We start from the raw sequence: 9,705 nt of genomic DNA, 5'->3' as shown, positions 1-9,705 counted from the left end.
CCTCCAGCGGGCCGCCGGCGTGGACCTGCGGTGCGGCGTCACGGTCTCGGCGCTGGAGGGCGACGGGGCCGGGCGGCTGCGCCGCGCGCACCTGTCGGACGGGAGCACCGTGGACGCCGAGGTCGCGGTGGTCGCGCTCGGCGCGGTCCGCAACGTCGAATGGCTGTACGGCTCCGGGCTGGCGGCCGGCGTGTGGGGCGTGGCCTGCGACGCGGGCTGCCGCGCCGTGGACGTCAACGGCCTGGTCACCGACGACGTGTTCGTGGCCGGCGACATCGCGCGGTTCCCGCACCCCGTCTACCACTACCAGTTCATGTCTCTGGAGCACTGGGGCAACGCGGTCGCCCAGGCGGAGGTCGCGGCGCACAACATGGTCAGCGACCAGACCCGCCGCTGGCCGCACCTGTCGCTGCCGGTGTTCTGGTCCACGCAGTTCGGGGTCAACATCAAGTCGGTGGGCGTGCCCACCTTCGCCGACGAGCTCGTGATCGCCCAGGGCTCGGTGTCCGAACGCCGGTTCGTCGCCGTGTACGGCTACCAGGGCCGGATCACCGCCGCCGTCACCTTCGACCAGGCGATGTGGCTGGAGTTCTACCAGCGGCTGATCGAGCGGGCCGCGCCGTTCCCGCCGGACTTCCGCCACGTCGACCGGCGCGAGGAGGCGCGGCCCGTGCCGGCCGAGGTGCCGGACCGGATGGTCCCGGCGGCGGGCGCGACGGTGGTCGTGACCGGCCACGACCCGGCCGAGCGCCGGGTCTCCCTGGTGCACGAGCGCTGACCGAACAAGCGCTGACCGTACGAGCGCTGACCGTACGAGCACCGACCGTACGAGCACTGACCGTACGAGCACCGATCCCGTCAAGCCGAGGAGCACCCGTCATGGCACCGCAGAGCGTCTTCCAGCAGATCCTCGATCCCGCCGGCCGCGCCGACCCGTACCGGCTGTACGCCGAGCTCCGCGAGGTGCCGGTGCGGCGTGAGGAGGACGGCACGTACGTCGTGAGCACCTACCGCGAGATCGCCGCGCTGCTGCACGACCCGCGCGTCAGCTCCGACCGGCGCGACCTCGCCCGGCCGCCCGAGCCGGGCACCGAGTCCGAGGGCACGCTGGACCTCGCCTTCATCGGGCTCGACCCGCCGGAGCACGACCGGCTCCGGCGGCTGGCGATGCGCCACTTCGGGCCGCCCCACACGCCGGGCAGGGTGGAGAGCCTGCGGCCGGAGATGCGCGCCGTCATCACCGAGCTGGTCGACGGCCTCGCGGGCCGCGACCAGGCGGACATCGTGGACGACATCGCCTACCCGCTGCCGGTGACCGTCATCTGCCGGCTGCTCGGCGTCCCGCGCGAGGACGAGCCGCGCTTCCACGCCTGGGCCGACGCGATCGTGGAGACGCTCGGCCCCGGCGAGGAGGACCGGGCCGAGCGGGAGCGCGCGCGGATGGAGACGGCGCTGAAGTTGCAGCGCTACCTCGGCGAGCTGGCCGACGCCCGCCGCCGCGAACCCGGCGACGACCTGCTGTCCGGGTTCGTCACGTACGAGGGCCCCGACGGGGCGATGTCGCCCACCGACGTGGTCTCCACCGCCGGGCTGCTGCTGATCGCCGGCCACGAGACGACGGTGAACCTCATCGCCAACGGGATGCTCACCCTGCTGCGCCGGCCGGAGCTGATCAAGCGGCTGCGCGCCGAGCCCGACCTGATCATCAGGATCGTGGAGGAGCTGCTGCGCTTCGAGCCGCCGGTGCAGTTCCTGCCCCAGCGGGTCGCCCTGGCCGACATCGAGATCGCGGGGACCACCATCCCGGCCGGAGCGCCCATCGTGCTGGCCCTCGCCTCGGGCAGCCGCGACCCCGGCCACGTCCCCGATCCGGACCACTTCGACCCGGACCGCCCCTACACCGAGCACCTGGGCTTCGGCGGCGGCGTCCACTACTGCTTCGGGGCGGCGCTGGCCCGCCTGGAGGCGCAGCTCGCGCTCGGCGAGCTGGTCAACAGGCTGCGCAACCCCCGCCTGGTCACCGACCCGCCGCCCTACCGGCCGAACGCGACCCTGAGAGGACCCCGCCACCTGCTGGTCGAGTACGACGGCGTCGTCCCGGCCGCGCCGTGACCCGGACTCGGAGCCCGGAGACCAGCCGCGCGGGCTTCGCGATCTCCCGCGCCCCGGGCGGCGATTACCTCCGAGGTAATCGTGCCGCTTCTCTCGCCTCGCGTAGCGTTCCGGTATGGGAGCGCTTGCCCTGCACGAGGAGTCCTTCGGCGATCTGCTGCGGTCGTGGCGGCAGCGGCGCCGGGTGAGCCAGCTCGACCTGGCGATCGAGGCCGGCGTGTCGGCCCGCCACATCAGCTTCCTGGAGACCGGGCGGGCCCGGCCGAGCCGCGAGATGGTGATGAGGCTGGCCGGGGAGCTCGAGGTGCCGCTCAGGCACCGCAACAGGCTGCTGGTGACGGCGGGGTTCGCGCCGGTGTTCCCCGAGCGGGAGGTGCGCGCGCCCGAGATGCGGGCGGTACGTCAGGCGCTGGACAAGATCCTCGCCGGGCACGAGCCCTATCCGGCGCTGGTCGTGGACGCCGGGTGGAACCTGGTGGCGGCGAACGCGGCGGCGGCCATGTTCATGGACGGGGTGCCGGCCGAGCTGCTGGAGGAGCCGGTCAACGTGATGCGGCTGTCGCTGCACCCCGACGCGATGGGCGGCCGGCTGGCGAACCTCGCGGAGGTGCGCGCCCACCTGCTGCACCAGCTGCGCGGGCAGGCCGAGGCGTCGGCGCACGGGGCGCTGGCGGAGCTGCACGACGAGCTGGCCGCCTACACCTATCCGGGAGTGGATCTCAACGTGGCCCACGTCCCCGGGCCCGCCGACATCCTCGTGCCGCTGCGGATCAGGCACGGTGACCGGATCCTGTCGATGTTCACCACGATCGCCACGTTCGGCACGCCGCTGGACGTCACGGTGTCCGAGCTGGCCATCGAGACGTTCTGGCCCAACGACGAGGAGACCGCGGCGGCGTTCCGGCGCGGGCCGGCCGGTTAGGGCCGCCCGTTCGGCACCGGCGGCCCGTGGCTAGCGCTCGTCGTGGAGGACGTCGCGGTGGATGCGGGCGAGGGGCACGCCGTCGACCTGCAGGCGCCGCACCGTCTCGCGCACCATCCCCGGCGGCCCGCACACGTACACCTCGTGCTCGGCCCATGAGTGGAAGCGCTGCGTGACGTCCGGCAGGCTGCCGCGCATGCCGTCGTAGGACGGCTGGTGCGACACCACCGGCAGCACCCGCAGCCAGGGGAACGACGACTCCATCCGGACGAGGTCGGGCAGGTCGTACAGCTCAGCGGCCGTCCGCGCCCCGTACAGCAGGTGGATGTTGGGACGGCGGCCGGAGGCGATGATCTGCTCGATGACGGCCTTCAGCGGCGCCAGCCCGGTGCCGCCCGCCACGCACAGCACGTCGCGCGTGCCGTCGTCCGGCGGGGCCATGGTGCCCATCGGCGGCCCGACCATGACGGTGTCGCCGATGCGGGTGTCCCTGGCCAGCGTGGTGGAGACCCAGCCGCCCGGCACCGAGCGGACGTGCAGCCGGATGGTGTTGTCGGGGCGCGGCGCGTTGGCGATGGAGAACGTCCGCCAGACGCGCGGCCAGCGCGCCGTCTGCACCGTCACGTACTGGCCCGCCGTGTACGGCAGGCGCTGCGTGGGCCGGAGCGTGACGACGGTGATGTCGTCGGTGCGCCGATCGTGGTCGATGACGTCGGCCAGCCACCACGCGGGGGAGAGCTGGGCGTCGTCCTTGGCGGCCCCGATCATCAGGTCGGCCGCCGCGTCGTAGGCCGCGGCCCAGGCCGCCTCGATCTCGTCGTCCCAGATGTCGGCGGCGAACGTGCGGACCGTGGCCAGCAGCGCCTCGCCGACCGCGGCGTAGTGGTCGGCGATCACGCCGTACTTGCGGTGGTCGCGCCCGAGGTGGCCCAGGAAGGCGGCCAGGCTGTCGGGGCTGTCCAGGCTCCAGACGATGCGGGTCAGGGCACGGAAGAGCCGGTCGCGCTGCCCGTCCATGGCCGGCGGGAACATGCCGCGCAGGTGCGGACACTCGGCGAACAACCGGCCGTAGAAGTAGGCGGCAGCCTTGTCGGCCACCGGCTCGATGACGGAGAAACTCTCCTTTACCAGACGCGGGTTCAGCGGCATTGTCTCATCAACCCCACCCTGCTGACCGGAATGCAATTCCGGTCGCGTCGATCCACCTCCCTGACGGCTCCGGGTCGCGAGCGGCCGACGGGCCCCGGCTCATCCGATCGCTCGAAATCGAGTGTTCCACCGCCACCTGGGCGTCACAACCTATTCACCTCACTACGGTGCGAACCCGAACTATGCGTAACGGTAATGTTATTTACCGCAACGGCCAATACGTGATTTACGGCTGGAAAAGGTGAATGTTTCTTTTATTCGTATCCAGGGCCATTCCCGGCCCGGCCCCGCTGCCCCTGAGCTCGCGGCCCCGGCATCCGGCGGCAGTCCCCGGCGGCGCGTCGCGATCCCGCCGCTCGCCCGGAGACGGCGCGACCGGAGCGGCAACCGCGCCGTCACCACCCAGGTCAGGGGGTGCTGTCAGAGGTCAGACGAACAGGAGAGGTTCTCCCGGAGGGGTGACATAAGCGAAAAGGAGTGCGCCATGATGGGGCAATGGCTGCCCCGCCTCGCGGGCGGCGCGACTCCTGCACGCCTCTGGAGGCCGTATGTCCCGACCGCTGATCGGCATCACCGCCTACTTCGAGGCCGCCCGCTGGGGCGACTGGGTGCGTGAGGCGGTGCTGTCGCCTCCGGCCTACGCCAAGGCGGTCGAGAAGGCCGGTGGCGCGCCCGTGGTGCTCCCGCCACTCAACACCCACGCCGTCGACGACTACGTCCGCGGCCTCCAGGGCCTCGTGCTGGCCGGCGGCGTCGAGGTGGGAGCCGCCGCCTACGGCGAGGAGCAGGACGAGCGGGCGGCCGAGGCGCAGGCGCACCGCGACCGGTTCGAACTGGCCCTCGCCCGCGCCGCCGTACAGGCCGACCTGCCCGTCCTCGCCATCGCCCGCGGCATGCACGTGCTGAACGTCGCCCAGGGAGGCACGCTCATCCCGTGGCTGCCCGAGTCGCTCGGCCACGACCGGCACGGCGAGCCGGGCGCCGAGCACGTCATCCAGGTGAGCGTGTCGAGCAGGCTCGGCAAGGCGGTCGGCGACCGGGTCGAGGTGGTCGCGCCGCACACCCAGTCGGTGCGGCGGCTGGGCAGCGGGCTGCTGGCCGTCGCCTGGGCCGACGACCAGATCGTCGAGGGCGTCGAGATGCAGGGGCACCGGTTCGCGGTGGGCGTGCAGTGGCACCCCGAGCGCGGGGCCGACGCCGGGCTGTTCGACGCGCTGGTCGAAGCGGCCCGCTAGGCTCCGGGACATGCCGCTGCACCCTCAGGCGCAGGACTTCGTCGCCCTCTACCCGTCGGACCTCGGCACGGACCCGGCCACGCTCGACCTGGCGAGGATCCAGGAGATGCGCGCGACCGACGGCCTGGCCGCCCACCGCGGTCCGCTCACCCACCTGCCCTTCGTCCGCGACGAGAGCGCCGAGGGCGTGCCCATCCGCGTCTACCGCGCCGACCGGGGCGAGGGCGCGCTGCCCGTCCTGGTCTACTTCCACGGCGGAGGCTGGGTGTTCGGCAGCGTCAAGCGCAACGACGCCGTCGGGCGCGACCTCGCCGTCCGCACCGGCGCGGTCGTGGTCTCCGTCGACTACCGGCTGGCGCCCGAGCACCCCTTCCCGGCGGCCGCCGACGACGCCTGGACCGTGGTGCGCGACGTCTTCGCCCGGCCCGCGTTCTACCAGTGCGACGGCACGGTCGCGGTGATCGGCGACAGCGCGGGCGGCAACCTGGCCGCCGTGGCCGCCTGGCAGGCCCGCGACGCCGGCCTCACCCTGGCCCACCAGGCGCTCGTCTACCCGGTGCTCGACGTGGCGATGGACACGCCCAGCTACTCCGAGTTCGCCACCGGGTTCGGGCTCGACGCCAAGGAGATGGCCTGGTTCGCCCAGCGATACTCCGCCGGGGCAGACCCCGCCGACCCGCGCCTGTCGCCGCTGCGGCTGCCGTCCGTCGAGGGCCTGCCGCCCGCGACGATCGTGACCGCCGGGTGCGACGTGCTGCGCGACGAGGGCGAGCGCTACGCCGTCCGCCTGGAGCGGGCCGGGGTGCCCGTCGAGGTGCGCAGGTACGACGGCGCCGTGCACAGCTTCTTCGGCCTGCCCGGCCTGTTCGACCAGGCCATCGAGGCCCGCGCCTACCTCGCGGGGCGGCTGCGCGGGGCCCTGGGCCTGGACACCGCGTGAGGCCGAAGCGGGGGGCCGCAAGCAGGGGGGCCGGGTGACGAGGAGGCCGGGTGACGGGGTGAGGGGAGCGCTGTGACGTACGAGAAGCTCAGGACCGACATGCCCGAGGACGGCGTGCTGCGGATCACGATCAGCGAGCCCCGCAGGCTCAACGCCGTCGACATGACCGGCCACCGCGAGCTGGCCGAGATCTGGCGTGACGCCGACCGCGACCCGTCGGTCAGGGCCGTCCTCGTCAGAGGGGAGGGCGAGGCGTTCTCCGCGGGCGGCGACCTGTCGATGATCGAGGAGATGATGCGCGACCACGCCACCAGGCTGCGCGTGTTCACCGAGGCCCGCGACATCGTCTACAACGTCCTCAACTGCTCCAAACCCGTCGTCTCCGCCATCCAGGGGCCCGCGGTCGGCGCCGGGCTGGCGGTGGCGCTGCTGGCCGACGTCTCGGTCGCCGGCCGCACCGCCCGCATCATCGACGGCCACACCAGGCTCGGCGTCGCCGCCGGAGACCACGCCGCGATCATCTGGCCGCTGCTGTGCGGGCTCGCCAAGGCCAAGTACCACCTGCTCCTCTGCGAGCCCGTCACCGGCGAGCAGGCCGAGCGGATGGGCCTGGTCAGCCTCTGCGTCGACGACGACCGGGTGCACGAGACGGCCATGGAGATCGCCGTCAGGCTGGCCTCAGGCGCTCAGGAGGCCATCAGGCTCACCAAGTACGCGCTGAACAACTGGCTGCGCATGGCCGGGCCCGCCTTCGACGCGTCGCTGGCGATGGAGTTCCTCGGCTTCACCGGCCCCGACGTGGCCGAAGGTGTGCGCGCGCTGCGCGAGAAACGGCCGCCCGCCTTCGAGTGATCAGGTGAGCGCGCCGCCACCGTGGGTAGGCGCAGGCGCATGACCGAGAAAGATGTCATAGACCTGCTGCTGCGCCAGCACGAAGAGATAAAGAGCCTGTTCACCGAGGTCGAGAACGCCGCCCCGGAGGACAGGGCGGAGGCGTTCCAGAAGCTGGTGCGCCTGCTGGCCGTGCACGAGACCGCGGAGGAGGAGATCGTCCACCCGTACGCGCGGCGCAAGCTCCATGACGGCGGCACGATCGCCGACGAGCGCCTGGCCGAGGAGAACGCGGCCAAGGACCTGCTCACCGAGATGGAGAAGGCGGGGGTCGAGGACCCGAGGTTCTCGGCCAACCTGGCCCTGCTGCGCCGGGCGGTGGTGGAGCACGCGGAACACGAGGAACAGGAGGAGTTCCCCCGGCTGCGGCAGGAGACGAGTGAACAGGAGCGGCGCGCGATGGCCACGGCGGTCCGGGCGGCGGAGGCGCTGGCGCCGACCCACCCGCACCCCGGCATCGACAGCACCGCGAAGAACCTGCTGCTCGGGCCACCGACAGCGATCATGGACCGGACAAAGGACGTGCTCCGCCGGGCCATGGGCAAACGGGGGTGAAGGCGACGAACGAGCACGGGGCCCCGGCGCCTGGGGCGCGAGGGGGTTGAGACCAAGCCCCTCCGCGCCCCGGGTGCACCCTTGCACCCTTCACCTGATCACGGTCACCTGATCACGGTCACCTGATCACGGTCACCTGATCACGGTCACCTGATCACGGTCACCTGATCACGGTCACCTGATCACGGGCGGGGACGGCGGGCGTGGAAGACGAACGCCGGAGGCGCGTTGCGCCACACGGTACGACTCGGCACGACCTCCTCGAACCGCTCGGCCAGCAGCGCCCGGAAGCGCCGCGCCGAGCCCAGCGGGATGGCATGGACGTACGAGAACGTGGTGAACGCCCCCGCCGGGCACATGGCCGCGCAGACCGCGCTCAGCAGCAGCAGTTGCAGGTCGGCGGGGAAGGCCGCCCACGGCAGCCCGCTGACCACGACGTCGGCCCGGCCCAGCCCCCGCTCCGCCAGCAGTCGCGTCAGGTGCGCCGCGTCACCGTGCACCACGTCCACGGAGGGAAAGCGGTCCGCGAGGGCGTCCGCCATCGGCCCGTTGAGCTCCACCGCCAGATGGTTGCCGCGTCCGTCCAGCCGGCGCTGGATCTCGGCGGTGAAAGAACCGGTGCCCGGTCCCAGTTCGACCACGGTCGGCTCACCGCGCTCCGGCACCGGGGCGCAGACCGAGCGGGCCAGGCGGCGGGAACTGGGGGCGAAAGCCCCGACCGTGGCCGGAGCGCGCAGGAACTGGCCGAAGAAGAGCGCGGCGGCACCCGATCCGCGCCACACGCCGGAACTGCCTGGAACGTTGGACATGCGGAGAATCTAATGGCCGACGCGCAGTGCGCGCTCCGTCGAGGGGGCGGCGAACCGGCCAGTCGGAGGAGGGCGGGTCCTCCGCCAGGAGGATCGGGAGAGCGTCCGAGCCGGATACCGTGCCCTCATGCGTTGGCGTGGTGTGCCGTTCGACCTCCTGCTGGCGGTCTCGGGAGTCGCGCTCGACCTGCTGCTGTCCGGCAAGTCGGGCGGCGGCGCGACGCTGCCCGGGTACACGACGGTCCCGATGGCGCTGCTGGCCGGGGTCCCGCTCGGCTTCCTCCGGCGACGGCCGCTCCCGGTCAGCCTCTACCTGGCCGCGTTCCTGGTCTTCGCCGACCAGGTCGGCTCGTTCACCTCCAACACGGCGCAGATGCTACTCTGCGTCGCGGTCGGGACGGTCGCCCACCGGTGCGGCCCGCGCGCCGTGGGGGTGTCGCTGATCGCCGCGATCGCCGCCACCGCGGCCAACCTGGCCGACCCCGGCATGGCGCTCACCGGCGACACCTGGATGTACTCGGTGCTCGTGCCCGCCTTCCCCGCGGTCGTGGGCGGCTACCTGCGCCGCCGTGCCGGCCGGCTGGAGGAGGGCGACGTCACGCCCGACGTGCTGCTGGCCGGCGCGGGCGTGGCCAGCGCGGTGCTCAGCACGTGGACCGACTGGCACAGCGGCTCCCAGCCCGTGTGGGTGGTCGGGATGCTCGCGGTGTTCGGGGGGCTGTCGCTCGGCATGGCCCGCCGGCTGCCCGGCCTCGTCTTCCTCTTCCAGGGCGCGCTGCTGCTGGCCGCCGACCAGTACCTGAGGGACGTGGTCAACACGTGCCTGATCCTGACCATGATCGCTCTGGGTGTGTTCGCCCTGCGGGTCGCCTCCTGGGCGTGGATCTGCGCCGCCTACGTGGCGGGCTGCGTCCTGGCCGCCGCCGCGGTGGTCCAGCACGGCACCGACGTCACGCCGTTCCGCGTGGCCGTGCTCATGGCTCTGGTGGTCACCCCCATCGCGATCGGCCGCTACCTCGGCGTCCGGCAGGCCGCGGCCGCGGCCGAACGGCTGCGGGCCGCCGAGTCGGCGCGGCTCGCCGTGGCCCAGGT

General features: G+C 72.8%; 9 protein-coding genes and 1 pseudogene. 8 read left to right on the top strand and 2 right to left on the bottom strand.

The genetic code is table 11. The features are described 5' to 3' along the window. From DQW85_RS13695 to DQW85_RS13685, 3 genes are all read left to right on the top strand, one after another. Positions 1–778, top strand: a 778-nt coding sequence (locus tag DQW85_RS13695; protein WP_162794963.1) for an oxidoreductase C-terminal domain-containing protein, incomplete at its 5' end; no start/stop codon positions are given. Positions 779–879: 101 nt separating this feature from the next. After that, positions 880–2,112: a cytochrome P450 gene (locus tag DQW85_RS13690; protein ID WP_113700696.1), complete on the top strand. Its 1,233-nt coding sequence runs from the start codon at positions 880–882 to the stop codon at positions 2,110–2,112. 115 nt (positions 2,113–2,227) lie between these two features. Next, complete coding sequence (locus DQW85_RS13685; protein ID WP_205315099.1) at positions 2,228–3,034, top strand: helix-turn-helix domain-containing protein; 807 nt, start codon at positions 2,228–2,230, stop codon at positions 3,032–3,034. A 30-nt stretch (positions 3,035–3,064) separates the two neighbouring features. Here the strand turns inward: DQW85_RS13685 and DQW85_RS13680 are convergent, their stop codons facing one another. Then, positions 3,065–4,132, bottom strand: coding sequence for a globin domain-containing protein (locus tag DQW85_RS13680; protein WP_240197155.1), 1,068 nt, complete (start codon positions 4,130–4,132; stop codon positions 3,065–3,067). Between the two features lie 599 nt (positions 4,133–4,731). Between DQW85_RS13680 and DQW85_RS13675 the strand changes: the two genes are divergently transcribed. The 4 genes from DQW85_RS13675 (at position 4,732) to DQW85_RS13660 (ending at position 7,804) form a co-directional block, all read left to right on the top strand. After that, entirely contained in the window at positions 4,732–5,418 is a 687-nt protein-coding gene (locus DQW85_RS13675; protein ID WP_113700694.1) for a gamma-glutamyl-gamma-aminobutyrate hydrolase family protein, read from the top strand. Between the two features lie 10 nt (positions 5,419–5,428). Further along, positions 5,429–6,358 carry an alpha/beta hydrolase gene (locus DQW85_RS13670; RefSeq protein ID WP_113700693.1) on the top strand — a complete coding sequence of 310 codons (930 nt, stop codon included), beginning with the start codon at positions 5,429–5,431 and terminating at the stop codon, positions 6,356–6,358. A gap of 72 nt (positions 6,359–6,430) precedes the next feature. Continuing rightward, entirely contained in the window at positions 6,431–7,210 is a 780-nt protein-coding gene (locus DQW85_RS13665; protein WP_240197154.1) for an enoyl-CoA hydratase/isomerase family protein, read from the top strand. A 39-nt stretch (positions 7,211–7,249) separates the two neighbouring features. Further along, positions 7,250–7,804 carry a hemerythrin domain-containing protein gene (locus tag DQW85_RS13660; RefSeq protein WP_113700692.1) on the top strand — a complete coding sequence of 185 codons (555 nt, stop codon included), beginning with the start codon at positions 7,250–7,252 and terminating at the stop codon, positions 7,802–7,804. A 182-nt stretch (positions 7,805–7,986) separates the two neighbouring features. Here the strand turns inward: DQW85_RS13660 and DQW85_RS13655 are convergent, their stop codons facing one another. After that, on the bottom strand, positions 7,987–8,613 hold the full coding sequence (locus DQW85_RS13655) for a class I SAM-dependent methyltransferase (RefSeq protein WP_113700691.1): 627 nt from the start codon (positions 8,611–8,613) through the stop codon (positions 7,987–7,989). A gap of 127 nt (positions 8,614–8,740) precedes the next feature. Between DQW85_RS13655 and DQW85_RS13650 the strand changes: the two are divergent. Beyond that, a pseudogene (locus tag DQW85_RS13650) lies at positions 8,741–9,705 on the top strand (sensor histidine kinase); the annotation flags it as partial.

The sequence above is a fragment of the Nonomuraea lactucae genome, assembly GCF_003313395.1.
In the GTDB taxonomy this organism is placed as follows: domain Bacteria; phylum Actinomycetota; class Actinomycetes; order Streptosporangiales; family Streptosporangiaceae; genus Nonomuraea; species Nonomuraea lactucae.
This window is presented reverse-complemented; position numbering and strand designations above follow the sequence as displayed.

Excerpts from the sequence above, each read along its gene's own strand:
- DQW85_RS13690 (WP_113700696.1), top strand. The coding sequence starts at position 880 with ATGGCACCGCAGAGCGTCTTCCAGCAGATCCTCGATCCCGCCGGCCGC.
- DQW85_RS13685 (WP_205315099.1), top strand. The coding sequence starts at position 2,228 with ATGGGAGCGCTTGCCCTGCACGAGGAGTCCTTCGGCGATCTGCTGCGG.
- DQW85_RS13675 (WP_113700694.1), top strand. The coding sequence starts at position 4,732 with ATGTCCCGACCGCTGATCGGCATCACCGCCTACTTCGAGGCCGCCCGC.
- DQW85_RS13670 (WP_113700693.1), top strand. The coding sequence starts at position 5,429 with ATGCCGCTGCACCCTCAGGCGCAGGACTTCGTCGCCCTCTACCCGTCG.
- DQW85_RS13660 (WP_113700692.1), top strand. The coding sequence starts at position 7,250 with ATGACCGAGAAAGATGTCATAGACCTGCTGCTGCGCCAGCACGAAGAG.
- DQW85_RS13655 (WP_113700691.1), bottom strand. The coding sequence starts at position 8,613 with ATGTCCAACGTTCCAGGCAGTTCCGGCGTGTGGCGCGGATCGGGTGCC.